26 protein-coding genes are annotated in these 25,257 nt (G+C 60.2%); 19 read left to right on the top strand and 7 right to left on the bottom strand.

Annotated elements, in window-relative coordinates:
• The first annotated feature begins 61 nt into the window (after positions 1–61).
• From ACP15R_RS24380 to ACP15R_RS24360, 5 genes are all read left to right on the top strand, one after another.
• Positions 62–820 (top strand): electron transfer flavoprotein subunit beta/FixA family protein, encoded by a 759-nt coding sequence (locus ACP15R_RS24380; protein WP_009827023.1) that lies wholly within the window; start codon positions 62–64, stop codon positions 818–820.
• Complete coding sequence (locus ACP15R_RS24375) at positions 820–1,746, top strand: FAD-binding protein (protein ID WP_009827022.1); 927 nt, start codon at positions 820–822, stop codon at positions 1,744–1,746. Before ACP15R_RS24380 ends, ACP15R_RS24375 begins: the two co-directional genes overlap by 1 nt.
• The gene (pcaF, locus tag ACP15R_RS24370; RefSeq protein WP_007120599.1) at positions 1,743–2,942 is read left to right on the top strand and encodes a 3-oxoadipyl-CoA thiolase; all 1,200 of its coding nucleotides are present in this window, start codon (positions 1,743–1,745) and stop codon (positions 2,940–2,942) included. The genes ACP15R_RS24375 and pcaF overlap by 4 nt, the downstream gene beginning before the upstream one ends.
• 323 nt (positions 2,943–3,265) lie before the next feature.
• Complete coding sequence (locus tag ACP15R_RS24365) at positions 3,266–3,475, top strand: helix-turn-helix domain-containing protein (protein WP_007120600.1); 210 nt, start codon at positions 3,266–3,268, stop codon at positions 3,473–3,475.
• Between the two features lie 76 nt (positions 3,476–3,551).
• Positions 3,552–3,752, top strand: a complete 201-nt coding sequence (locus ACP15R_RS24360; RefSeq protein WP_007120601.1) for a hypothetical protein — start codon at positions 3,552–3,554, stop codon at positions 3,750–3,752.
• Here the strand turns inward: ACP15R_RS24360 and ACP15R_RS24355 are convergent.
• On the bottom strand, positions 3,746–4,324 hold the full coding sequence (locus tag ACP15R_RS24355) for a hypothetical protein (RefSeq protein ID WP_007120602.1): 579 nt from the start codon (positions 4,322–4,324) through the stop codon (positions 3,746–3,748). The genes ACP15R_RS24360 and ACP15R_RS24355 overlap by 7 nt on opposite strands.
• 132 nt (positions 4,325–4,456) lie before the next feature.
• Between ACP15R_RS24355 and ACP15R_RS24350 the strand changes: the two genes are divergently transcribed.
• The 14 genes from ACP15R_RS24350 to virB11 all read left to right on the top strand — a co-directional run bounded on the left by ACP15R_RS24350 (position 4,457) and on the right by virB11 (position 15,746).
• The gene (locus ACP15R_RS24350; protein WP_007120603.1) at positions 4,457–4,771 is read left to right on the top strand and encodes a hypothetical protein; all 315 of its coding nucleotides are present in this window, start codon (positions 4,457–4,459) and stop codon (positions 4,769–4,771) included.
• A gap of 79 nt (positions 4,772–4,850) precedes the next feature.
• Positions 4,851–5,408 carry a lytic transglycosylase domain-containing protein gene (locus ACP15R_RS24345; protein ID WP_007120604.1) on the top strand — a complete coding sequence of 186 codons (558 nt, stop codon included), beginning with the start codon at positions 4,851–4,853 and terminating at the stop codon, positions 5,406–5,408.
• A gap of 16 nt (positions 5,409–5,424) precedes the next feature.
• Positions 5,425–5,706 carry a TrbC/VirB2 family protein gene (locus ACP15R_RS24340; RefSeq protein ID WP_007120605.1) on the top strand — a complete coding sequence of 94 codons (282 nt, stop codon included), beginning with the start codon at positions 5,425–5,427 and terminating at the stop codon, positions 5,704–5,706.
• A gap of 15 nt (positions 5,707–5,721) precedes the next feature.
• Positions 5,722–6,000 (top strand): type IV secretion system protein VirB3, encoded by a 279-nt coding sequence (locus tag ACP15R_RS24335; protein ID WP_038070148.1) that lies wholly within the window; start codon positions 5,722–5,724, stop codon positions 5,998–6,000.
• Complete coding sequence (locus ACP15R_RS24330; protein WP_040701707.1) at positions 5,990–8,368, top strand: type IV secretion system protein B4; 2,379 nt, start codon at positions 5,990–5,992, stop codon at positions 8,366–8,368. Before ACP15R_RS24335 ends, ACP15R_RS24330 begins: the two co-directional genes overlap by 11 nt.
• Positions 8,365–8,574 carry a hypothetical protein gene (locus ACP15R_RS24325; RefSeq protein ID WP_424988532.1) on the top strand — a complete coding sequence of 70 codons (210 nt, stop codon included), beginning with the start codon at positions 8,365–8,367 and terminating at the stop codon, positions 8,572–8,574. The genes ACP15R_RS24330 and ACP15R_RS24325 overlap by 4 nt, the downstream gene beginning before the upstream one ends.
• Positions 8,571–9,683 (top strand): transglycosylase SLT domain-containing protein, encoded by a 1,113-nt coding sequence (locus tag ACP15R_RS24320; protein ID WP_424988531.1) that lies wholly within the window; start codon positions 8,571–8,573, stop codon positions 9,681–9,683. Before ACP15R_RS24325 ends, ACP15R_RS24320 begins: the two co-directional genes overlap by 4 nt.
• Positions 9,680–10,447, top strand: coding sequence for a type IV secretion system protein (locus ACP15R_RS24315; RefSeq protein ID WP_424988530.1), 768 nt, complete (start codon positions 9,680–9,682; stop codon positions 10,445–10,447). The genes ACP15R_RS24320 and ACP15R_RS24315 overlap by 4 nt, the downstream gene beginning before the upstream one ends.
• A gap of 8 nt (positions 10,448–10,455) precedes the next feature.
• Positions 10,456–10,881 carry a hypothetical protein gene (locus ACP15R_RS24310; RefSeq protein ID WP_424988529.1) on the top strand — a complete coding sequence of 142 codons (426 nt, stop codon included), beginning with the start codon at positions 10,456–10,458 and terminating at the stop codon, positions 10,879–10,881.
• Complete coding sequence (locus ACP15R_RS24305) at positions 10,882–11,895, top strand: type IV secretion system protein (protein WP_424988528.1); 1,014 nt, start codon at positions 10,882–10,884, stop codon at positions 11,893–11,895. It abuts the gene before it with no gap.
• A 17-nt stretch (positions 11,896–11,912) separates the two neighbouring features.
• On the top strand, positions 11,913–12,593 hold the full coding sequence (locus ACP15R_RS24300) for a virB8 family protein (protein ID WP_424988527.1): 681 nt from the start codon (positions 11,913–11,915) through the stop codon (positions 12,591–12,593).
• 5 nt (positions 12,594–12,598) lie between these two features.
• Complete coding sequence (locus tag ACP15R_RS24295) at positions 12,599–13,321, top strand: TrbG/VirB9 family P-type conjugative transfer protein (protein ID WP_424988526.1); 723 nt, start codon at positions 12,599–12,601, stop codon at positions 13,319–13,321.
• Positions 13,322–13,323: 2 nt separating this feature from the next.
• Complete coding sequence (locus ACP15R_RS24290) at positions 13,324–14,748, top strand: TrbI/VirB10 family protein (RefSeq protein ID WP_424988525.1); 1,425 nt, start codon at positions 13,324–13,326, stop codon at positions 14,746–14,748.
• Complete coding sequence (gene virB11, locus ACP15R_RS24285; RefSeq protein WP_424988524.1) at positions 14,745–15,746, top strand: P-type DNA transfer ATPase VirB11; 1,002 nt, start codon at positions 14,745–14,747, stop codon at positions 15,744–15,746. Before ACP15R_RS24290 ends, virB11 begins: the two co-directional genes overlap by 4 nt.
• 63 nt (positions 15,747–15,809) lie before the next feature.
• Here virB11 and ACP15R_RS24280 read toward each other — a convergent pair whose 3' ends face one another.
• The 6 genes from ACP15R_RS24280 to ACP15R_RS24255 form a co-directional block, all read right to left on the bottom strand.
• Complete coding sequence (locus ACP15R_RS24280; RefSeq protein ID WP_424988523.1) at positions 15,810–16,871, bottom strand: carbohydrate kinase family protein; 1,062 nt, start codon at positions 16,869–16,871, stop codon at positions 15,810–15,812.
• A complete protein-coding gene (locus ACP15R_RS24275; protein WP_424988522.1) occupies positions 16,868–17,977 on the bottom strand; it encodes a hypothetical protein in 1,110 nt (369 codons plus the stop codon). Before ACP15R_RS24275 ends, ACP15R_RS24280 begins: the two co-directional genes overlap by 4 nt.
• A 13-nt stretch (positions 17,978–17,990) precedes the next feature.
• A complete protein-coding gene (locus tag ACP15R_RS24270; protein ID WP_424988521.1) occupies positions 17,991–19,856 on the bottom strand; it encodes a hypothetical protein in 1,866 nt (621 codons plus the stop codon).
• A 41-nt stretch (positions 19,857–19,897) separates the two neighbouring features.
• Complete coding sequence (locus tag ACP15R_RS24265; RefSeq protein WP_424988520.1) at positions 19,898–21,019, bottom strand: phosphoribosyltransferase-like protein; 1,122 nt, start codon at positions 21,017–21,019, stop codon at positions 19,898–19,900.
• The gene (locus tag ACP15R_RS24260) at positions 21,016–22,824 is read right to left on the bottom strand and encodes an HAD hydrolase family protein (RefSeq protein WP_424988519.1); all 1,809 of its coding nucleotides are present in this window, start codon (positions 22,822–22,824) and stop codon (positions 21,016–21,018) included. Before ACP15R_RS24260 ends, ACP15R_RS24265 begins: the two co-directional genes overlap by 4 nt.
• Positions 22,825–23,200: 376 nt before the next feature.
• A complete protein-coding gene (locus ACP15R_RS24255) occupies positions 23,201–25,114 on the bottom strand; it encodes a type IV secretory system conjugative DNA transfer family protein (protein ID WP_424988518.1) in 1,914 nt (637 codons plus the stop codon).
• Between the last annotated feature and the right edge of the window lie 143 nt (positions 25,115–25,257).

Below are 25,257 nucleotides of genomic sequence, written 5' to 3'. Positions count from 1 at the left end.
AGTAACGGCTCGGAATCCGGGCCGTTACCACCATTGCAAATTTTGAAAACGATAAAAGCCAATGAAAATAATTGCTCCTATAAAACGCCTAATTGACCACAACGTGAAGGTTCGCGTTAAGGCGGACGGGAGCGGAGTTGATCTCGCGAATGTGAAGATGTCGATGAACCCGTTCGACGAGATTGCGGTCGAAGAGGCGATCCGGCTGAAGGAAGCGGGCAAGGCGGACGAGGTTGTCGTCGTCTCGATCGGCGTGAAGCAGGCGCAGGAAACGCTGCGCACGGCGCTGGCGATGGGCGCGGACCGGGCGATCCTGGTTGTGGCCGCCGATGACGTGCACCAGGACATCGAGCCGCTGGCGGTGGCCAAGATCCTGAAGGCCGTGATCGACGCCGAGGCGCCGGGCCTGGTGATCGCGGGCAAGCAGGCGATCGACAATGACATGAACGCCACCGGCCAGATGCTGGCGGCGCTGCTGGGCTGGGGCCAGGCGACCTATGCCTCCGAGGTCGGGATCGAAGGCGATCATGCCGTCGTGACCCGCGAAGTGGATGGCGGGTTGCAGACGATCAAGGTCAAGCTGCCGGCGATCGTCACCGCCGATTTGCGCCTGAACGAGCCGCGCTATGCCTCGCTGCCCAACATCATGAAGGCCAAGAAGAAGCCGCTGGATGAGAAGACCGCCGCCGATTACGGCGTCGATGTCACCCCGCGCCTGGAGATTGTGAAAACCGCCGAGCCCGCCGCACGGTCGGCAGGCGAGATGGTCGGCTCGGTCGACGAGCTGGTGTCGAAACTGAAAGAAAAGGGGATCGTGTAATGGCTGTTCTTCTCCTTGCAGAAATCGCCGGTGGCGCGCTGGCGCTGGACGCCACCGCCAAGGCGGTGACCGCTGCCAAATCGCTGGGCGATGTGACCGTTCTGGTTGCGGGCCCTGCTGCTGCGGGTCAGGCCGCGTCGCAGATCGACGGCGTGGCGAAGGTTGTGGTCGCGGATGACGCGGCCTACGCCAACGGCCTGGCCGAGCCGGTCGCCGATCTGGTGGTCAGCCTGGCAGGCAATTATGAACATATCGTTGCTCCCTCCACGGCAAGCGCGAAAAACATCCTGCCGCGCGTTGCGGCGCTGCTGGATGTGATGGTTCTGTCGGACGTGACGGCCATCCTGGACGGGTCCACGTTCGAGCGCCCGATCTACGCGGGCAACGCGATGCAGACGGTAAAGTCCAACGATTCCAAGAAGTTACTGACCGTCCGCACCACCGCCTTCGACGCGGCTGGCCAGGGTGGCTCGGCCGCCGTCGAGGCCATCGCAGCAGCCGGCAACGCGGGCCTGAGCGCCTGGGTCGAGGACAAGGTCGCGGCGTCGGATCGTCCGGAACTGACCTCGGCCAAGGTCGTGGTCTCGGGCGGGCGCGGCGTCGGTTCCGAGGAAAATTTCGCGATTATTGAAGCACTTGCGGACAAACTGGGTGCTGCCGTCGGCGCCTCGCGCGCGGCTGTGGACTCTGGGTTCGCACCGAACGACTGGCAGGTCGGCCAGACCGGCAAGGTCGTGGCGCCCGAGCTGTATATCGCGGTCGGGATTTCCGGGGCAATTCAACACCTTGCGGGGATGAAGGACAGTAAGGTCATCGTCGCCATCAACAAGGACGAAGAGGCCCCCATCTTCCAAATCGCCGATTACGGCCTCGTCGCAGACCTCTTCGACGCAGTCCCGGACCTGACAAAGGCACTCAAAGAATGACAAACGTCTATATCTGCGATTACATCCGCACACCAATCGGTCGCTATGGCGGCGCGCTTTCTTCTGTGCGAGCCGACGATCTTGGCGCAATCCCACTCAGGGCCTTGGCCAGCCGAAACCCGGGGCTAGATCTAGCGACCATTGACGAAGTGATTTTTGGCTGCGCCAACCAAGCGGGAGAGGACAACCGTAATGTTGCTCGCATGTCGCTTCTACTAGCTGGATTTCCGGATTGTGTACCGGGGACAACAATGAATCGGTTGTGCGGGTCGGGCATGGATGCGATAATCACGGCCGCCCGCGCTATCAAATCAGGAGAGGCCGATCTCATTGTCGCAGGTGGTGTGGAAAGCATGTCGCGTGCTCCGTTTGTGATGCCAAAAGCTACAACAGTATTCTCGCGCGAGAATAGTGTGGAAGACACCACCATCGGCTGGCGCTTCGTCAATAGACTGATGAAGAGCCAATACGGCGTCGACAGTATGCCTGAAACGGCCGAAAACGTGGCTGAAGTCTTCGGCATCAACCGCGCCGACCAAGATGCTTTCGCCCTACATTCCCAGCAAAAGGCGAGCGTTGCTATGGCGAACGGTCGTTTGGCCCGTGAAATTGTCCCGGTAGAGATTCCTCAGCGAAAGGGGGAGCCAAAGATCGTCGTACAGGATGAACACCCTCGCGCGAGTACGACTTTGGAAGCGCTCGCCCAACTGAAAACTTTCGTAAAAGCGGATGGCACGGTAACCGCAGGGAATTCTTCAGGCGTGAACGATGGTGCCGCAGCATTGATCCTTGCCACCAGCGACGTCGCAAAAAAATTTGGCCTCACGCCGGTCGCAAGGGTCTTGGGCGGCGCAACCGCCGGCGTTGCACCGCGCATCATGGGTTTCGGGCCGGCACCGGCGTCGAAAAAGCTGATGGCGCGACTTGGACTGAAACAAGAAGACTTCTCGGTGATCGAACTTAACGAAGCCTTTGCTTCGCAGGGTCTGGCCACACTACGGCACCTGGGGATCGCGGATGATGATGCCCGCGTGAACCCAAACGGCGGCGCTATTGCTCTCGGCCATCCGCTTGGCATGTCGGGTGCCCGCATCACCGGCTCAGCGATGCTGGACCTCAAACCTGGAGAAAAGTCGTTGTCGACCATGTGTATTGGCGTGGGACAGGGAATTGCAATCGCACTCGAAGCTGTCTGAGGTGCCGTGACAGCCTAAAAATTACCATAATCATGATTACGCGATTATTGGTCGACCCCAAATTTTCCGTGTAGAATTCGCCCTCTACCACCTCCCTGTGGGCGATACCCTGGCGGTACCGGAACCTCTCTCCGGTGCCGCCCTTTCCTGAAAGAACGATTGAACGGCCCATAATGTTTGCGAGACGGATCATCACGTGACCTGCGTTTCGGCAGGCATTCCATTCCGGCGATCTCGCGCCATCCCAAGATTTCTTCTCTGCACTTCCGAATGTAACATATATCGCGTGGCGATATTTCGCGCATCGTGTCCGTTTCAACGGCATGAACTTGCGGGACCGTGTAGCACTAAACATCCAGGAATTGAGACGCGCCCGCAGCCTCAGCCAGGAGGAGCTTGCTCATCGGGCCGATGTGAGTCGCGGCCATATGGGCAAGCTCGAGAACGCCAAGTTCGCGGCCTCCCTCGACCTTCTCGAACGTATCGCCAAAGCACTGAACGTAGATCCAGCAGAGCTCTTCACAAAACGCTAGCCAGTTTTTGCCAGCCCCTGATGCGTCCTGGAGCGGAACGTCTCAAGAGGTAGTCAAATGGAGTGCAGAGAGTTCGATGGGTAAGAAGAAGACAGGCTGGCCCTTCCAGAACGGGTTTCTGAACGACGGTGCGCAGGAGATTCACCTGTTCACCGATTACCGTTGGAATGATGGCTCGGTGAGCCGCCGCTGGCATGTCGATCCAGAACGCTTTGATGCTTGTCTGGTCGAGCTTCGCCCAGTTTCCCTGAAGGCATCAGACCGTTCGGATCAGTAGGAGAACCACTCCGAGTGGCCCATGTTGCCCTCGTAGTCGCCGTATTCAACCATGATACTGCGCAAATAGAAGTACGAGGAACCTCCGCCGGTCGGATAGGCGATCTCCTGACCGCCTTCCGATACGAATGCCTCGGGCCAGGGCGTGTGGGATCGGTAGACCCGCTGGATGTACCGGCAGGTGCGGTTCTCTCGGTCGCAGGAACGGAGAGACCAGTCCCAATACTGTTCACCTCCCCTTTCTCTATAGGCTTGACCGGTGAACCAGATCACATGGGTGCGGTTCAGCCATTCGTATTCGGGCAGAGTGGTGTCGAGCTCGCCCTCCCCGCCGGGCCCGCCCAGCTCGACCGGCACATGTGCGAAGGTGCAGACCCCGAAGGGCGGCAGGCTCGGCCAGGGCGTGATGCGGCGGATCATAGTGCGATAGGCCCGTGCACAGACTGCGCTCGGGGGGAAGCCGCCAGCCATGCAGAGCATGATGGCGCAGTCGATGTCATAGGCCTGCGCCTTCCCCGGGGCTCCGAACACCGCCATCACCCCCATCGCCGCTGCCATCGCCTGTCGCTTCATGTCGCTCTCCCGCAAAAGTTGCGCAGACTATCGCGCAATATGTATTTTTCTGCAATATGTCGTATTGACTCCATATGACTTTATGGCCTTAGTGTCGTGCAGTAGAAGGGCTCTCGTGGGGAGAGTCCGAACATGCCGATAGCGCGCAACCAGATCCTGATCACCATCGATGGTGTCAAAGACCTGTCCGAACAGGGCATCGCGTTCCGCTGCCGGTATGAACTCGTGGGGTTCACGGACGATGGCAAGCCGCGCTACCAGTGCATCTACCTGCGCGAGGGTGAGCCGGAAGCCATTCTGGTCTCGACCCGGATCACCCCGCACGGGCCTGAGCCGCGGTATTTCAACATATGGCCAGGGCTCTTCAAACATCATCTCGAGTTCGGTGACGGGCGCGATCTGCGCTTTGGTCCTGACTACAGCATCACCCTCGAGGAGCGCGGCTGACGTTATCGCCTTCGGCCGCGACGGCACAGCCCGGACTTCGGGCTGGACCTTTCACGGTGAGCGCCCTGCCTGGGCTGGTTTGGAACATAGCGCTGAAGCCGAGGTCGTTCTGGCCTCGTTGGACGCCACGCCGCCTTCCAGTCGCGACGACACCCTCTCCCTGATCCGCACGACTGCCGTCCGCCACCAGGGGAACCGTGCCCTGCGGCAGGTCAGCCTTGATGCGGACGACTGGCAAATTCTGTTCCGCGCCCTGGTCGAGGCTGAAAGCAGCTACAACCCGACCGCCGTCAGCCCGAAGGATGCCTATGGTCTTGGCCAGCTGATGCCGGATACTGCCCGTGCGCTCGGCGTCGATCCGCGCGATCCCTCCCAGAACCTCGACGGCGCGGCGCGGTATCTGCTCGCACAACTCGGAACGTTCAAGGACATCGACTTGGCGCTCGCGGCCTACAATGCCGGACCGCACCGGGTGGTCGAGTATTCCGGCATCCCGCCTTTCATCGAGACCCGCGACTACATCGCGCGCATCCACCGGATCCGGTCCCGACTTGCGGGTACACCTGTTTCCGCGCCGGACATCCGCGTCGCAGACCGGGTTCCAGCCCGCGCGCCGGTCCTCATCGATCTTCAGTAAAACAAGGGAACTTCGCATGCTTCGACATCGCCTCAGCCGCCTCTTGCCTGCCACCACAACCTTGGCGGCTCTCGCAAGCCCTGCCTTCGCGCAGGACTTGTCGCCGATCCAGACCATGCTGGAAACCGTCGAGGCCGCGCTGACCGGTCCGATTGGGATCGCGGTTGCCACACTCGCCGTCATCGGCACTGGTTTCATGTGCATGATGGGGCGGCTGAACTGGGGCTGGTTCGCCTCGGTCATCATCGGGATCGTGCTGATCTTCTCGGCCGGCACCATCGTCGACGGCTTCTCCTGAGGTTGGAGAATAGAGTTGGCAGAACGATCCCCCCTTTTTCTGGGCCTCGCCCGACCGCCCAAGTATCTGGGCCTCCCTGTCGGATACCTCGTGGTGCTGGCGACCGGGGTCGTTCTGCCGTTCATCTGGACCAAGTCCATGGTCTTCTTCCTGATCGGCCTCGTCGCCTATCCGATCCTCTGGTTCGTCGCCGACCGCGAGCCGCATTTCTTCGAGGTCCTGCGCGTTTCCTACGGCTCGGTGCGCCCGACGAAGAACCGCGCCCTGCATGGAGGCGACAGCTTTGGCGCTTGATGCGGGCACACTTTCCACTCACGGAACCGCTCTGCTTCAGGCTGGCGGCGGGGAGTTCGCGCGGGAGAGCTATCTCGCTGATCACCTGCCGTATTTCGCGCTTGCCGATGACGATGTGATGGTGCTGCGCGAGGGCGATCTGATGGCGACCCTGCGCCTTGATGGTCTGAACCCGATGACCAGCGAAGACGCACGGCTCGATGCGCTCAAGCGCGCGGTTGCCGCCATCGTCGCCCAGACCGGCAATGCCTTCGGCTTTTACATCCACCGCATCTCCGTGCCACAGGATCTGGGGATGCGCCCCATCGAGGGCGACAGCTTCGCCGCCGCGATAGATGCCCGCTGGCAGGCCCATGTGAAAGACCTGCGCCCGGCCAAGCGCCAACTCTATCTCAGCGTGATCCGGCGCCCCGATATCTCCGCGCGCATTCCATTCCTTCGGACGCTGGCCCGCAAAGCCTGGGTCAAGGACCGCGCGACGCGCCTGCAGGAGCTGAACGAGGTCATGGGCTTTTTCGAGGTGGCTCTGTCTTCGGCCAACCCTGTGCGCCTGACCCGCACGGGTGGTGAATGGCTGGGCTATCTAAACACGCTGAACGCGGGCAGCTTCTCCCCCATAGCCTTCGGACAAAGCGCTCTGCCTCTTTCACATATTTTGAGCAATTGCCGCGCGACCTTCGACGGCGACGTCGTCACCCTGACCGACGCCGTGACTGGGCGGGTCAAATACGGCGCGCTCTTTTCGATGAAGACCTACCCGGCATTGACCGATGTGACGCTGCTCGACGCGCTCGACCTGCCGCTCGACATCGTGCTCACGAACTCCTTCAGCCCGATCCCGAACAACATCATGGCCGAACGCATCCAGCGCATCATCCGCCAGATGCAGGCCTCCGACGATGCGGCCGTCTCCCTGCGCGAACAATTGGGCCAGGCTGCCGACGACCAGGAGGCAGGACGCATCGCCTTCGGGGACCATCACCTCTCCATCGCGGTCTACGCGCCGGACCGCGACACGCTCGAACGGGCCGCCGCCCAGATCAAACGCGTGGGTCAGGAGATCATGTCCGTCATCGTGCGCGAGAACATGGCGCTGAAAGCCACCTACTTCGCACAATCCCCCGGCAATTTCGGCTACCGCGCTCGCAAGACGCCGATTTCCTCCATCAATTTCGCCGACTTCGCAGCTCTGCATGGTAGCGTCGAAGGACGCGGTCCTGATCAGTCGCCCTGGGGTCAGACCATTTCGGTCCTGCCCACGGTCGGCACCTCTGGTTATCGCTTCAATTTCCACGAGGCGGGAGCCCCAGGCAAGGAACCGACCGTTGGCCATACGCTGGTTCTGGGGCGCACCGGGACCGGCAAGACGCTCACCACTGCCTTTCTCGCAGCGCAGGCGCAGCGGGTCGGCGCACGGCTTTTCTTCTTCGACAAGGATCGCGGCCTGGAGATGGCCGTGCGCGCCCTCGGCGGGCGCTATAACGAAATCCGGGCTGGCGTGCCGACAGGTCTGAACCCGCTCGCCACCGAAACCGACGAGCGCGGCCGCGCCTGGCTCTCGGACTGGCTTGCGACACTTCTCACACGGAATGGCACGCTCTCGGGCGAGCAATCCCGCCATATCCAAAGCGCGGTCGGCCAGAACGCCGATGCGGGGGCGGCGCTGCAGCGTTTCGCCAGTTTCGAGACCCTGTTCCAGTCACTCGATGATGATGGCGAGCTGCAATCCCGCGTTGCCGAATGGGCCCCCGGCGGGCGCTATGGCTGGGTGTTCGACGAGCCCGAGCGCGGCGCGGGCCTCAAGCTCACGGGCGACATCGTCGGGTTTGATATGACCGAGATCCTCGACATGACGACCGAGCGCATGGCGGTACTCTCCTACATCTTCCGCCAGATCGAACGCGTGGTCGAAGACCGCCGTCCCACCATCATCGTGCTCGACGAAGCGTGGAAGCTCTTGGACGATCCGTATTTCGGGGCGCGGCTGGAAAACTGGCTGGTGACGCTTCGCAAGATGAACTGCGTCGTCATCATGATGACGCAGTATCCGAGCCAGTTGCGCGACAGCCGCGTCGGCAAAACCATCGTCGAGACGGTGCCGACGCAGATCCTCTTCCCGAACGATCGCGCCACCGTCTCCGATTACGATTTTCTCCGCGTCAACGCCAAGGAGGCTGCCCTTCTCGTGCAGCCGACCATCGGCCAGCGCATCGCGCTTATCCGCTCGGCGGGCGACAGCGTCTTCGTCGATGCCGATCTCTCCGCACTTGGCGACCTCCTTCCCATCCTTGGCGGCGGCGCCACTGGCGAGGCCCGCGTGCCTGCCGATTGGCGCGCCAATCCCGATTTCTGGAGACATGTGATATGAGTTCGAAACCCCTCCTCGCGCTTTGCGCCGCCGCGAGCCTTCTTTCCGCTTGCGAGAAATACACCGAGAAAACCTCGCCCTGCTTCGGACGCAATGGCGAGCCGCAGGTGACGCGGTCCGCGCTTTCCTTCTCGACCATGGGCGCACCGGCTCAGGAGACGGCCAAACCCGACTGCACCTTCGAGCCCCTGCCCCGTCCGGAATGAGCCGTGTCGCGATCATATCCGCCGGGCTTTGCCTTGGCCTCGGCGCCCTGCCCGCACATGCCCAGGGAGTGCCGACACAGGACAATTCCGCGATCGGTCGCGCCATCGCGCGGGTGACGGCACTGGCCGAGGATCTGGGCGTCCAGCAGGACAAGGATCGGACCGAGTCCACGCTCGCCGATGTCCAGGCCGACCAGCTGCGCGTTCTCGAAGAGATGACGGCAGCGATCACCGGTCCCGGTTTCGATATCCGCGCGCTCGAGGGCAATGCGGATTTCGGAGTGGCGGCGGTCTACCCGAACAATGATCCAAGCCCGATGAACAGCCGCCTTTTCGGAGAGGGCCGCGAGACGGTCGAGATGATGATCGTCGAGGTCGCGGGCGAGTTCGCTGCCGCGCCCGGTGTGGCCCGCGCCGGTCTCTCGGCTACCCAGTGGCGCTGCCTCTTCCAGGCCCTGATCAAGCAGGAGAGCCGCTTCAACGTCGCCGCCGAAAGCCCGGTCGGGGCCTATGGCCTGACCCAGCTCATGCCTGGCACCGCCTCCGATCTTGGCGTCGATCGCTATAACGTAAAAGACAACCTGCGCGGCGGCGCGCGCTATATCACCACGCAGCTCAACCGCTTCGGCAATATCCCCCATGCACTTGCGGCCTATAACGCGGGGCCGGGCCGGGTCATCGAATACGGCGGGGTGCCACCCTTCACTGAGACCCAAGGCTACGTGCGCAACATCTCGAAGTTCTACAACGAATACCTCGCCGTGGTTGGTGGCGCCGACGCGCTCGGCACACTCTCTCCCTCAGACTTTGCGCTCGCCGAATATGCCAGCATCTCTGAGGCGGGCGTCTATTACGCCGCCGACAGCTCCGCCACGACCGAACAGGTCATCAATCGCCTGCGCGCGATCATCCTGCAGATCGATGCGCAGCCCAATGCCAAGGCGGCCTGGGAGCTCAACACCTACGCCAAGGCCGAAATCGGCCGCATTCTCAACCTTCGCTTCAGGCTGATGGCGGCCAACCAGCAGCGCGAGGCGGCCTACACGCAGCACCTCGTGGCCGACCGTCTGGCAGAGCGCGACTTCATGCAGATGGGAGTTCCCGAATGAGACATCTTCTCCTGACCGTGGCCGCAGTCACCACACTCGGGCTCACCTCGCCCGCAGCGACCCAGGGCGTACCAACCTTTGATGGCTCACAGCTTGGCCAGCTTGTCGCCCAGCTCGAGCACATGGCCGAAGATCTGAATGTCCAGATGCAGCAGCTCGCCACAATGCGGCTGGAACTGGAAACCCAGCTGTCGCAGCTGACGAACCTCGAGGCGCAACTGACCTCGCTCATTGAGGGCAGCGGGCTCGGTGAACTCTTTGCCACAGTCGAAGAGTTCCGCGCCCTTCGCGGCAAGCTGGTGGCCCCCCTCAATACCGCGCAGTCCTTGGCCAGCGGCGATTTCCTGAGCGGGTTCAATCCGGGCGCAGAACTCTCGGCCTCGGTTGAGCGCGTGCTTTCGGGCAGCGGCTTCACCTCGGAACGCCTGAGCACGCTCTCGGGATCGGATCAGCCCGCCGACAACCGCATCGCCGCCTCTGCCGGGGCCAGCGCTATGCTCTCCGTCGCCGCGCAGGAAAGCCACGAGGAGGCGGGTCAAAGCCTCGAACGGCTCGAGACCATGGTCGGGCTGATCGACGATCAGGACGGGCTGAAGGCCGCCGTCGATCTCAACACCCGCGTCACCGCCGAGCTCGGCATCATCTTGACCCAGATCTGGCGGCTGGAAGCGGCCCAGGGCGTCAGTGCAGGCCAGCTGGGCGTTGTCGATGCCGCAACCCTCGCGGATGAGCGCAAATTCCGGTCGATGGCGGTGGATCCATGAGGCAATTCATGACCCGCAGCTTGGCACCAATCCGGTCTCTTTGTCTCGCAGCACTTGTCGTGGCCGCCCTACCAAGTGTTGCGTTGGCCCAAACTCCGACCGCGCAGCCCTCCGGTGACACCCCCTTCAACTCGATGGCCATCGCGCGGGAAAAGGCCGACGCATGCCGTGTCCCGAAACCGCCCATCGATCTGGCCGAGACCGCCTATCTCCGCAACGGCTACCGCGCGATCCTGCGCATCCTGATGGCCGAGGAAGCCCTCGCCTCGGAGAGCTGTACATGCTTGCTGGACGAGTTCACCTGGGATCAGGCGCTCACCGCCCTGCCCCGGTTCCAGACCTCGGAAAATCCGCGTCTGCCCTTCAAGGTGCTGGACCTTTACGCGCTGGCCGACGCCCTCGAGGCCCGTGTTGTGGAGGCCTGTGCGGAATAGATGGGCGTTATTCGCGACATCCTGAGCCAGGTCGACGCCGCGGTGGATACCGTGGCGCAGGACGGCTTCGTCTCCTCGGCGGGCGCGGTCGGCGACGTGATCTCCGCCGGGGCCGCGCTCCTTGTCGTGCTTCTCGGGATCAACGCGGTGATGCAACTCCGCCCCCTGCCCTTCGGCACCGGCTTTGCCTTCGGTATGAAGATCGCGCTCGTGGGTATTTTTGCGCAGAGCTGGGACAATTTCAGCGTCATCTATGACATCGTCACGCGGGTGCCGGACTCTGTCGGCGCCTCGATCCTGGCGCTCACCGGCTCGGGCGACGAGGCCGGGGTCTATGAGAGCCTCGACAACATGGTCGCCCGCATCACCGCCTATGGCGACACGATCGGCGACCGCGCAGGCTGGGTCTTCGGCGCGGTGCTGGGTGCGATCTTCTTCGTCCTCTCCGCCGTCTTCGCCGCCGTCACCGCCGGGATCATCGCCTTCGCCCGCATCGTCTTCGCGCTGATGATCGTGATCGCCCCCTTCATGATCGTGACCTCGCTCTTCAAGCCGACCCAGTCCCTTTTCGAGGCCTGGACCCGCGCCACCATCGGTTACGCGCTCATGCCCGTCGCCGCAGCAGGCGCCGCGGGCATCATCGTCGCCATCGCCGAGGCCATCGGGGACGCCTCCGCCGATCCCGGCGATGTCGAGACTGTCAGCCTCATCCTGCCCTTCCTCGTCATTCTGATCCTCAGCGCCGGGATCATGGCCTCGGTGCCATATATCGCCTCCAACCTCACCGGCGTCGTCGGCATTGCCTCGAATGCCGTGGGTCTCACCGGCCTTGCACGTCAGGGCTTCGTCAACACGCGCCAGTACGGCGCGGGCGCGACCGCACGCGTCGTCACCGGCAAGTCCCCGCAGGAACTGAACCAGATGGCCAATGCGGGCGTCGTGAAGACCGGCGAGATGATCCGGCAAAGCCCCGGCGCGCTTCTCTCCGCCGCCAAGGCCTTCCGCAAACCTTGATGTGAAAGACGACTACTTTGAAGAAGCTTGTGACCAGTTCGTCCGCGCCTGACCGCGACGCTTTTGAAGCGGATTTCATATACGGGCCAAGACGGCGCGAGCGCTTCGCCTGGTTCGTCGCGGCGGCGGGCGTGCTGGTGGGCGTGACCGGCATGGTCGCGGGCGCGAGCCTCTTTCCCCTCAAATCGACCGAGACCTTCGTCGTTGTGGTCGATAAGGAAACCGGCGAGATGGACCGGGTTGCGGCTGTCCAGGCGCTCACACTTTCCGAGAGCGACGCCATCATCCAGGCCAATCTCGTGGCCTACGTGGATGACCGCGAGACCTATGACCTGACCGATGGCGAGCAACGCATCAACTCGGTCCTCGACCGCTCGGACGGCGATGCCGCACGCACGCTGCGCGATCTCTGGTCCTCCACCAATGAGGATTACCCGATCACCGTCTATGGCCGCGACGCCAAGATCGAGGTGGTGATCAAGTCGGTGAACCAGATCGAGCGCGGCGTGGCGCAGGTCCGTTTCACCCGGACGCTGCGCCGGCCGCGCGACACGCGCACCGTCACCCGGTCCTACGTGGCGACCGTCGGCTACGACTTCCAACCCGAAACCCGCCAGCGCCTTCAGGACGTCTGGGCCAACCCCTTGGGCTTCGTGGTGACCTCCTACCGCGTCGACGCCGAGACCCTGGAGAACTGACCAAGATGAAATCCCTGCCCGCGCTCCTCCTGGCGCTTGTCCTCCCTGTTGCCGCCAATGCCGAGGCCACGCCGCAAGGCGGCCCGCTCGATATCCGCATCCGCACCGCCGTCTATAATGAAAACCAGGTCTACCGGATCGAAACCGATCTCAGACATTCGACGACGATCCATTTCGGGACGGGCGAGCGCTTCGAGGCGGTGATTGTCGGCGACACAGAAAGCTTCCAGGTCGACCCGATCCCCGAGCTCGGCAACGTGCTGACGATCAAACCGCATGTCGCGCAGGCCTCGACAAATATGACCGTGATCACCAACCGACGCACCTATTCCTTCCACCTGCGCGAAGGTTCGATCCCGAACCGCACCGGCATGTTCTTCGAGGTGCGCTTCCGCTACCCCGACGAAGAACGCCGCGCGGCGAGTGCCACCCAGCCCAAGGGGTTTGAGGCCCCGCGTAACTACAACTACCGTATCTCAGGTGAAGGAGATTTTCGCCCCAGCCATATCTACGACGACGGGCGCTATACGTATTTCGTCTTCCCGGAAAACGGTCGCCAGCCCGCTCTTTTGAAAGCAGATGACCAAGGCCGTGAGCGCACGGTCAACTGGACCCAGCAAGGCAACACTGTCCGCGTGCTCGGGGTGAACACCTACTGGACGCTGCGCATCGGCGACGAGGCGATCTGCGCCTGGCGCGACGAGAGCGCGATCTATGTGAGCAACTGACAATGGCCGATCAAACCCCTCCCGACCTGCAGGACCGCCTCGATCAGTTCAGCCAGCGTGGCAAATCCAAACGCCGCGGCAACAGCCTCGGGGTCGGCGCGCTCGCCGCCGCTCTCGCTCTTGGCGGGGCCGGAGGGGCGTATTTCCTTGCCACAGGATTGCAAGAAGGTGACAGCGCACTCGAGACCTCAGATGTCGAGACATTCCAGGACCGCCGCCCCGGCACCGGCGGTCGGCTGGAGTTCCCGCCCGACGAGACCGAGCAGCGGGTCAACGACGCGCTGATCGCCGTCGAGGAGGCGCTCGATGTGCCCGCCGCCCCTGCCGCGGAACCGAGCGCCGAGGTGCTGGCCGAGATCGCCAAGCTCCGCGAGGCCCTCGCCGCCAGCCAGGCCGCCCGCAATTCGGAAATCCAGTCCGCCGTTGCGGACCTGCGCGAGGCCTTCGATAACCAGAAGGCGGCCTTGGAAGCACTTATAGCGGAGAAGGAAACCGAGCTGGCCAACCTCCAGCGCCAGACCGAAACCCGCATCGAAGGGCTGCAGGCCATGCTCGATGCCGAACGAGCACAGCGCGAAGGGCTCGAGGCCGAGCTCGATCGCGAAGGGCTGATCGCCGATCAGCGCCTGCTCGAAGAACGCCGGCGGCAGGAAGAGGAACAACGCCAGCGCGAGGCCGAACGTGTCGCCGAGGAGCTTCTGACCGCGCAGATCAAATCCCCCGCCGTGGTCTATGCCGACGGTCCGCGTGGCGGTGCGAGTGGCGCGGCAGTGGCCGATCCGGCGACCGCTGAAACCGGCGGGCCGGTGCTCTCGGGCAATGAGGCGTTCCTGCAGAGCGCGCGGCCGCTCGAGGTGCAGGAGGCCGCCCGTCTTACCCATCCTGAGCGCACGCTGACCCAAGGCTCGGTCATCCAGGCCGCCCTCCAGACCGCCATCAACAGCGATCTGCCGGGCTCCGTGGTCGCGGTCGTCTCCGAGCCGGTCCCGGCGTTTTCCGGGGACCGGATCCTGATCCCCCGGGGCTCCCGCCTTTTTGGCCAATACCGCTCCGGCATCGAGATGCATCAGGAGCGCATCCTGATCCTCTGGACCCGCGTCCTGACCCCGGACGGCACCTCGATGGAAATCGCCGCAGTCGGCGGAGACCAGCTTGGCCGCTCAGGCCTCACCGGTCTCGTTGACACCAAGTTTGCCGAGCGCTTCGGCGGGGCGGCCCTGATTTCCGTGATCGGGGCGGCGCCAGCCGTCGCGGCCGAGAGTGCCAGCAATGAAACCGCAAGCATCGTCCTGGGCGATGTCGGCAGCGACCTGCAGGACGCGGTGGGGTCCGTCATTGCCGATCAGGTCTCGATTGCGCCGACGATCTATATCGATCAGGGGGCCTCGGTTACCGTGCTCGTGGACCGGGATGTAGTAATCTATTGACCAGGACAGAAAGCCCAGCCTCCTACCTCGAGCGTTATCTCGACCCGTTCCGTGACCTTCTGCGCCGTGACGACGTGGTCGAGATCGCGATCAACCCGGATGGCAAAGTCTGGCTCGAGGTGGCGGGCGACGCCACCATGCGCCACGAAGGCCAGACCGTAGACCGGACCACAGCCCTCAACATGGCCCAGACCATCGTCGGTGACGCCAAGGCCCGCGTCTCTGAAAAGAACCCGCTCGTCTCCGGCAAGGTGGAATATGCAGGCCGGCCCCTCCGGGTCCAGGTCGCCGTGCCGCCCGCTATCGATCGCGGCGCTTCGATCACCATCCGCCTCTTCGCCTCGGGCAGCGTCCGGGACTACGCGCCCACCTATCTCTTCGGCAAGGCCGTCTCTCTCGACGCGCTCCGCGCGGAGCAGATGAAAAACATCGCCAGTCTCGCCGAAGAGAACCTCGAAGCTGCCTTACAGACCCTGGTCGAGGCGCGGCTCAATGTCCTGATCAGTGGCGGCACCTCGACCGGCAAGACCACCTTCGCCCGGCACCTTCTGACGCATGTAAACGAACACGAACGGCTGATCACCATCGAAGACGCCTTTGAGCTTTTCCCCGGCCAGCCGAACACCGTCGCCCTCTTGGCCGACCGCGGTGCCGGGTCGCAACGCAGCGCCAACTCCCTCCTGCAGGCCTCCCTCCGCATGCGCCCCGACCGGATTATCGTCGGCGAGTTACGCGGGGCCGAGGCCCTGACCTATCTCGAAGCGATCAACACCGGTCATGGTGGGTCGGTTTCCACCATCCACGCCGAAACCGCGGAACTGGCCATCGACCGGCTGGCGATCATGGTGCTGCAGGCTGGCACACCGCTGACCTTCGCCGAGGTGCGGGAATACATCCGGAAATCCATCGATGTGATTGTGCAGCTCGGGCGGGCCGACGGGAAGCGGGGGATCACGGAGTTTCATCTACCTGGGAGCAGAAACCAGCCGCCGCCTTGAGGCTCGTAGGCAGAACTGGGCCCCGGCACCATAGTGCGTGGGCACCGCTTGTGTCACAGTACTTTAGGCGGTTTCGGCATCATTCCCCGTGGAAAACGGAACAATCTTGCATAGCGAACACAGATTCACTCGCGGCTCAGCCTTACCCTCGGTCAATCTTTCAACTGAAGGTTCCTTGCCAGCCATCAGGTCTGAAACCGCCAACATGAAAGCATCCTTGTCGGCTGCTTGCATCGCCCCGCGGGCACCTTCAAATCCGCAGTTTAGGGCCGCCGCCGCTTGCCCTCGTCGAAGTGCGTCAGAAATTAACCTCGGCGTCCAGGATACGGGATTCAAATTTCCCTGATTGCCAAGTTCACTCAAGAGCAGTGCGGTACACCAATCACCTGATCCTGCAGCATCAAGAAAATATGGCGCCTCGAATGCATCAAGTTCGAACCAATCCCAGCCAAGGCGAAATTCCAAGCCTCGCGGCCCTAAGGTTTGGACGATAATATCTGGCCCAGTGAGATCACGGATTTCGTTAATGTGACCCAGCCTGTCTTCGGCAAATTTTAGGACGTGACAAACATCGACGGCCTTCTGGAACTGGCTTTCATCCCCGATCGAAGACGGCTCAAAGAGGACTAGACCTCCACTTTCGCGCACCCAAGAGGCTAGCTTCAAGGCGCTCGGAGACACACGGTCAAAGAAAAAGATATCGGGAACGCAATGACTATCCAATACCGGCTGGATTTGCCGTATAGTCGTTGACCTGAACCTTGGAAGCCAGCCGCCGCAATCCGGGCAAGTCAACACATAACGATGTGACCTGTGGCCTTCGGCATCTACTTTGAATTTCTGAACGACAACGGGCGTGGAGACCGACTGTTCCTGCCATACAAAGTCAGTGTTCACGCCGTCGAACTGAAGATCGTGAACAACAAAGTCTCCCGGTTCATCACATCCAAGCCGCGCCACAGGATACGAATCCCAACCCAGCCAGCTCAACAAAGCCATGACATTCCCACACGAACCGCCTGCCGAAGCAAAGGTCGCGTCGAGGCCCTCCACAACATCCATGGCCACGAAGCCTGTTCCCATGGCCCGCAACTCGATGGCATCCTGCTTCCTGTCGTCGATCATCGTTCCCAGTCCCCGCGAAGCCACATCGATGAGAGCTGGTACTCCGTACCTGCATCTATGACAGGATCGGAGTAGTCCGCTGTTTCTACATACAAAACGCCCACTGACATGCGATCTCCTGCGATGGCCCCGTACTTGTGATCATAGCACGCCAACAACGCACCGACCGATAAAAGCTTGGAAGATAGTGGTGACACGAAAGCCTTGCAACCACCAAGCTCGCTCAGCGCCCGCCGATACCGGTCCATGGCGGCGAATATCTGCTTGTAGGCTTCGAACGGATTATACTCTGATGCTCTGAGAATGTTGCCTGGTTCGACTTGGAACTCTTCGAACAAGAGTTGCCGATGTTCCCGAATGATCTCGTCTCCGCGACGTGGTTCTCTCGTCGGGAACGGGATCACCGGGCAAATCTCGTCAGGGTTCAATTTGTCGCGGATGCGTGACAGCCTAATTCCTTGCTGTTCGCCGAGCACCGGAAACCATACCCGAGGAATCTGATCGGTCGATTCACTATCAAGCTGCCCGGTGAAGCCGATTACGTTGGTGACGTCATCACGGAGCGTGCCTCGCGCGGCGCCGATGTCCGCCGACACGCTCTCGGCGGTCGTCACATGGAGATTTACGTCCGGTCCATCCACGCTCATTTTGTCAAGCTCGTGGAGCAGAGATGCGACCGCCGTAAGCGCCACCATCCTTGGCATTGCGCTGATATCTGCCACGACGTCCGTATACACGTCCAACGAACCCGCGGCACGCAATGCCTGCCGCACGTTTCTAGAAGTGGCGTTGCCTTGTCCGGAGCGTCCGAGTGAGACCTCAATCTCGCGAATCTTCGATGCGCCGACCAAAGCTTCAAGTTTTCGAACGTTTTCGAGCGTGAGCTGGATTCTTAATTCGCTATCTTGGAAGCCGTTGTCGAAGGCAAGCAGCCAAATATCGACCTCCCCACCAAAACCCACGATCTTATCTAAAACGGACAGAGCCCTCGGATCATAACCACGCCCAAGCACAAACAAAAAACGCCTGGAAGGTTGATTTGCGAAATTCTTCCAAAAGTTATCAAAATCCTCACCCTGACGGAAGATATAGGGATCCCAACGCATGATAGTGACCTCGCTAGACAAGCCGCGGCTCCCTGTCCGACTGCTCCCCTATGTCGCCGAGCTCCATCCAGCGATGGAGTGTTCCAAGTGATTGTTCACGCCAGCCGCCATATCCAAGCGGCAGGCCAAATTTCACGCATAGCAATCTGTTCAAATAGAAAACCATGTAGGACTTCCCCTTCGCCCTCCGATCCAAGTGCGGGGTGATCAAATTATGTGCAACTAGAGACGTGATGACATTTCGCAATTGGAGAAAATGCTTAATTTTTTTTTCATCTTCACTTGCAAGCGTATTTCGGTCCTGCATTGATATCGCAAACCCCGTAACTCCCGGCATATAGGGAGCGGTTGGGCGAAAGGTCTGATCGCGGCAGTATTTACCGAGAGCTTCTAGAAATCTCTTTGCATCGTAGCCTTGGGGCAGGCGCCGGACCAAGCCTTCCCATCTTAGCTCGGCCACTTCACGAATTATCGCGTCCTGTCGTTCCGCTGACAACGAACGCGGAATGCTCCTTGGACCGGTGATCTTTGCAGAAATCTCTTCGAACAACGCTCCGGCAATCTCAAGATACTGGTCGATGTTCGAACTCGCCACAGCAGCTAGCGTGTCTTTTCCAAAGTACAGTGGAGTTTCCATTTCGGTTCTAAGAAAATGCTCAGCGGCCCTCGAAACGGCTTTTTCCTTTTCATCGAGCTCATCAGCCGGCAGAACGTCAAATGCGAATGATGCCTGGCTCCGCCTTAGGTCCCGCTCGATCAGGATCTCCGTGGACCGCCATTTTATAGCTGACAAAATCGCATCTCTGCCATCTTCTCGAGCGGCGGCAATCCATTCTTCATAGCGGCTGTCACCGGCGGTCTTCTCGACAAGTCGCATTTCGATGTCGGATGACTTCTCGCCGTATCTAGTGTCGCCTTCAGCCAGCTCTTCCTCGTTCGCAACTAAAGGGAAAAACTCTCGCCCTTCAAAACCGTCCGCCTTGGATGCCCTAAGATTGGCAATTTGCTCGGCAAATCGCGTGAAACCAGATGACCGCTTGCCGGACCACTGTGTTTCAAGCTGGATAACGGAGTCGTAATCGCGTTTCTCCAAGGCGCCTTCCGTCAACAAGTCTTGGTGGCTCATCGCATCGAGGCGCTCGGCAATCCAAATACCGCACGGCTCCCTTGCATTGGTTACTAGGTTTATTAGACTTTTGCGCTGCGTATTATCCAAGAATTGAAGTTCGTCGAAAAGGAGAATTCGCCGGGACCGAACCTCTCCGCGCCCATCGAACATTCTCGCCCTGGCAAACCACTTGAGACTGTCGAGCCTTGTATGGCCGCCTTGGAGTTCATCTGGCTCCCCTAGGTCATCCATCGTGTCATAGAAATTGCGTTCGATCTCAGAAGCCCATTCAAACAGCTCTGTTCCGCTCGCGGATGCAGGCACAGTTGCACCAGACTCTGGTTCCCAAGTGACTCGCAATGTGTTCAGATCATCCGGGTATAGTCGTCCGCTTTGATCAAGGAGTGATCGGAGCGTCGCGATGACAATTCTAGAATCCAGAAGCGATCTGAATAACCCATTTCCGCGATCGATCTGTGCAAGATCCTGATACTCTGTCGAGAATGAAATCATGGCACCAAGCAAATTGGCTCCGTTTTCATCCACGGCACCGAGATTATTCAAGACATCGAACGTTGGCTTGACCTGCTGATCTTCCCGCAACGACACAACGAGCTCGAGCGGGCGCGGCAGCATCATTCGCAGCAAGGTTGTCTTTCCGCCCCCAGGAGCGCTTCGAAAGAAGACAAGTCCGGAGAACGGATCTTCTTTGTCGTCGACGACATCCAAAGCACCAGGCCCGAACAGTCTGACGAACTGTTCATCACTCACCGAACGCTGGGATGCTCTTATGCGGAATGGGTTTCTCACTGCTACTCAAACTTTCCATGGCGACTGACACGAGGGAATAGACCGCGCACCCTGTGCACATCTTCAGCCCACAGAAGGAAGATGGAGTTGTTGGGTGTATTGTGTGCGAGAACTACCGGCAACTTACACCCTGCATAGCCGAAACGTTTGGACGTGCCACCAACCTTCGAATGTTCATCGTCTGCATCAGGGTCAAAATAGCGGTCTTGGTCGGCAAGAGACAAAATTCCATCGTCCGTTGGCGGCGCCAGTTTCACGCCGCTGTTGAGGCGATGAACAACCCTGAACTCGATTGATCCCTTTGAAAAGGGCAGCCGTTCCAAACGCTTCTCGATGTGTTCTATCGCCTGATCAGCTGCGATGTAGATCACGACGAGAACAGAAACTCCGGACTGAGCCACGAGACTACCCAAAAGCTCGTCGCTATCGAGTTCGCGGATAATCTTCGCAATTTTTCCGTCCCAGTCTCCATTCTTTCCCTCTCGAAGGTAGCTGGTCCCACTCGCCGTAAAATCATCCAGCAAGACTACATACTCGAACTTGGCTTGATCTTCCGGTACTTCCGCGCCAGCGATCGTCGAGAGATCCTTTTGTAATTTTTCCGTAAAGCCTTTAGCCTTTGGCGAAGACATATCATACGCGTGAAACACTTGCTCATGAGTGATGTCTTGTGGATGCGCTCTTCGAAACTGGTCGGTACGTGCACCGTCGCTCAATCCAAGAAACAGCGTCTTTCGCAATCTTGTGCGATACTCTTTGGATTTAACTATCGATTTCACGCGATGAGCTTCCAAAGCTGAATGGCCTTCCGCTGTATCAGCAATCAACTTCGGACGAACAAAGGTCGGGAAGGCCAATCCAACAAGACTGTTTATCTCGGCATTTGAAACAAATATTAGCCGCTCCTTCACGAAGGCATAGGCAATATCTCGTTCGCCCTTGGTTTCAAATTGCTGCAACCACAGCGCTAGACTCTCCAGAAAACGGCGCCCAGGAGCGAATTGCTGATATTCGTCGTATTTGTAGGACGCAAAGCTTTCCAGCAAAGCTCTTTCCTCGGCCTTCTCGGCATCGGACCACCCCATTATTTTTGTAAGCAGTGTTTCCGCCAGTTCTCTCTTCAATTCGTCAGACCTCGATCGGAGGGCTTAATAGCCATAGCCCAAGCCTCTTCAAGTTTTACAAGGCTCTCAAGGTAGAATACCGTCGCTTGAACACCACGGATGCCCGCGGGAGCCAATGCCCAACCTGTTTTCGGATGTCCGCTCGCCTGATCGACACTTAGACCAAGTGGATGATCCAAGAGCTGAAAGTCGTTCCCCGCTGGATCGGCGCGGTCACCAATGCGCAAGACCGCGCCACTGTCCACTTTTGCCCAGTTGCACAGCTCTTCGACCAACATGAGTTTGCTTTGCCCCCCGATTAGTACATCCACTGAGTGGCTGGAAATTACTACTCGGCTATCAAGTCCACCTACTCTCAACGCCTCACGAATTTCTGTAAGCGCCCGAGATATGTCTCGTCTCCTGGGACATTTTATTGAAATCTGTCTTGAGTTCGCACGAATTTCGCAGAAAGACAGAAATGCACCTTTGCGCAGTTCTACGAGTATCGGTTCAACCGCATCCAATTCTTCTAGTAGGGGATCACGATCGTCGCTCAAAGAACTAATTACTGCGCCATTATAGTACCCAACGAGTACTCGCCCCCAGAGCTCTCGCTTAATGCTCGACCTTAGAGACACGCCTGCACTTGGTCCCCGACCCGTTGCAATGCCTATGGGCAACCCACCTTCAAGGAGCCTGTTCAGTTCTTCGGCTACCTTTGGCCGGAGGCCAACTTTGAACCGATCGCGGTCATCAGAGAGCGTTCCGTCATAATCCATAACCAAACCCTGAATGGGAGCATCTCTGACAAAATCAATTGCTCTGGAATAATGCTCAGACCAAGTCTCCTTGTCTGCGCCTGAGAGATCAACTCCCTTCCGCGCGAGCGCAGCATTCAGATTCAGCTCCCTCTGAGATTCCGAAGGAAGCATCGGACCGATCCGATAGAGCCGCCTTCCGAACTCCGGCACACCTGGCTTGGCGGGGTCTATTTCTGAGGCCTCGCCAGCTCCAAGGCTCAGATGCAAACCTGCTACGATTCCCGCAATTGCCTGTAGGTGTCTGGGTCCGCGAAAATCTATTCTCAGTCGCGGAATTTCTTGCGGTAAGGCCTCAAGGGTCTTGGTTGCGAGCTGCTCCATTCCGTCGCCCACCAAACAGACGATACCCGTGGATGCCTTATGTTTATGCATCCAGAAATGTCTTCCGTGCCCAAAATTTCGCAAGTCCGCAGCATGCAAGTTCCCCAGACCTGCTTCAACGAAGCGAGACTCAAGATCGACAGATGTTGCTCGTAAAGAGTTCGTGAACAATAGGCTGACGGTCCGGTTCAAGCACAGTTCTTTTGCTTGACTGGCGATGACCTCCGCGCTCCATCCGAAAACGGTTTGGTGCATGAGTTCCTCAAGCGAAGAAGGCAAGTCCTCGCTACCAGGTCCCAACGCTTGGTACGCACGCGTAATCAGGACGGAAGATGCGACCAAAGATGCGACTGCCAAGAAACCATCTTTGAAGCTGTCAGACTGAAAGTCGACGATATCCGCGTACTGAAACCTTCGACCCAAAGCGTGAAGGGGGCTCTCATCTCTTAAAACCAGCGCGGAAAGCGGAGAGAACTCTCGTTGAGCTGCGGCCTTGAAAGCCACACCAATATCTCGGTTTCGACCACTTGCCGAAAAGCATGCAATACCAGCGTTCGTAGTCGGGCCGGAGATGATTTCGAGCGGCGTGACAGCTTTGGCAGCTTCGCCTTCCATCAGTTCATGCATCTGAGCCGCGAAGCTAGCCACAGAGTAAGATCCTCCGGAGCCAACCATCATCATGGGGCTCTCTCGCCAACCGTCCACGACGCGACAGAGTTCGGAGATATCCGCCTTAATGGCTGACTGATATGCCTTCTCGGCGCTGCGTAGTTCCGTTCGGTATCTCTCAGACACTGCAAGCCTGCCTTTTTTCTGTTTTTGCCCCTAGGGCTCCACTGTGCCATTGCCATCGAACTTTCGTCCGAATGGAGGAGCTCTGCTTGTGGGAGATTGCGGGGTTGAATAGACACCCACAATCCTTGTTTGCGACAGAATTTTCAACCGTATATCGCACTGGATCGTCAGACATTTCCAGATCAGCTCGTGATGAAGTGACCAACAAAAACGGGTGCGAAACCGCTAGTTCGTTGACTAGCACTGAAACACATTTCGGTCATCACCCACCCAACAACTCCTCGATGAAATCTTCCTGCCGGTCGAGCGCCGCCTCCCATTCCTTCGGCACCGCAGCTTCCCGCTCGAGCGTCTCGGGCTCGGGCTGCCCGCGCCCGGCCTCCATCGTCCTTAAGCTCATCGCGCGCGCTTCGCGGCGCTGCGAGCGCTCCCGCACTGGCGCGCGCTCGGCTGGTTTCGCCTGCTCGTCTGCGCCGGCCTCATCACCAGCATCGCCTCCCCAAGGCCCCACGCCCTGCACGCTCGGCGGATAGGGGAAGGGCTTGCCTTCCTGGCGGGCGAGCATGTCCTTGAAGAAGGGATCGTCGTAAAACTTGATGCGGCTCGCCTTGATCGGATGCTGGGGCGAAGCGAGAATTATGACCTCGTCGGGATCCATGAGGCGCGCTTCGGTTTCGGAAAGCAGGGGCCGCTCTTCGAGCCGCGCCGAGGTCGAGGTCGCGCCCAGGAAGCCCTTGTTCCGGCCGTACATCCGGGTCACCGCCTCGCGCGTGGTGCTGCCGACGGCGGCCGAGACTTCCTTCACCGTACGCTGGTCGCGCGGTGTGATGTAGAGCTTGAGCCCCGCTCCGTTCTCGAGACTTTCGCGGCCTTCGGGGCCATAGATCCGGTCGAGCGAGGCCAGCGACTGCGCGATCATCGCGACGCGGCCGCCATAGCTTGCCAAGGAATGGATCGCGCGTTCGAGATAGGGCATCGCCCCCATTTGCTGGAATTCGTCGATCATCATCATGACTGGCCAGGGCTCGTCCGGGCCTGGTTCGTTCAGACGGACCGAGGCGATGAGATCGGCGAACATCAGACGCAGGAGCGGCGCCAATGTCGCGATGTGATCCTCTGAGACGGCGATATAGAGCGACTGCGGGGTCTTCCGGAATGTCGAGAAGTCGAAGTCGCTCGCCTCGGTGGCGGAGCGCACCGCCGGATTGTCCCATTGCTTGAGACCGGCGGTCATCAGCGCCTGAATGTTCGAGGTCAGGAGCCGCGAGGAGGCTGAAGCAGCGTTGGTCCAGAGTTCGCGCAGAATGTCTTCCTCGGCCTCGTCAGCATAGGTCTTGTACTGGGCGTTCTTGTACTCGCCCCCGGCGACGATCTTGTTCACCTCGCCAAGGTTCGGCGTGCCGCGCTGGATCGCCAGTAGACAGGCCGCGACAAAGATCGACTTGCCAGCCTCGGAGAAGGTGTCGAGGGTCTTGTTGTCCTTGTCGAGGAAGAGGTCGGCGAGGATCGAGACCTCTGTGAAACGCTGCGCGAATGTCGGGGCCTTAGCGATCCGGGCGAGCGGGTTGTAGCGATGCGTGGCATTGGCCCAATCGAAGGGGCTGAAGCGATAGACCTCGTCGCCATTCAGCGCCCGGAGCCGCGCGGTCTTCTCGAAGTTCTCGCCCTTCACGTCGAGCACCACCACCGAGCCCGCAAAGCTCAGAAGGTTCGGGATCACGAAACCCACACCCTTGCCGGCCCTGGTCGGCGCCACCATCATCACATGAGGGATGGTGGTCGAGGAGATGAACTCGGCATTGGACGTCGGGGAACCGAGCTTGCCGCAGACAAAGCCCTTGCCGGGGGCCTGCAGCATGTCGTTCTTCTTCAGTTCCGCCTTGGTCTGCCAATGGGCCGAGCCGTAGTCATCGCGCTCTTTCTTCCAGGTCCACGCCAGCGCCAGGGCGCCGAGTCCGATCGCCCCGAAGCCGACTGCACCGAAGCCGACCTTGAAGGCTTCGGGGTGCGCCAGCCGAGTACCGGCGCTCGCCTTCCAGAGCGCCAACATGTCGAAGCTCTGAAACCCTGTTTTCAGGGCCAGGGTCAGGTAGAAGGCGGCGACGATGGTGCCGATGACGGCACCGCAGATCACACCGAAGAGGAGCGCGGCCCAGAGAGGAAGTGTCTTGGTCATGGTGGTCATCCCCCTCAGAATTCCATCTCGTCATCGAGACCGCGGTCGCGGCCAAGATCGCGCCCCAGCTCCTGCGCCTCTTGGCTCCCGCGCAGTCGTGCCACCTCGGTCGCCTTGTCCTGCTGCAACCCGGCGGCGCGGTC

Source organism: Microbulbifer sp. S227A (assembly GCF_049800935.1).
This window is presented reverse-complemented; position numbering and strand designations above follow the sequence as displayed.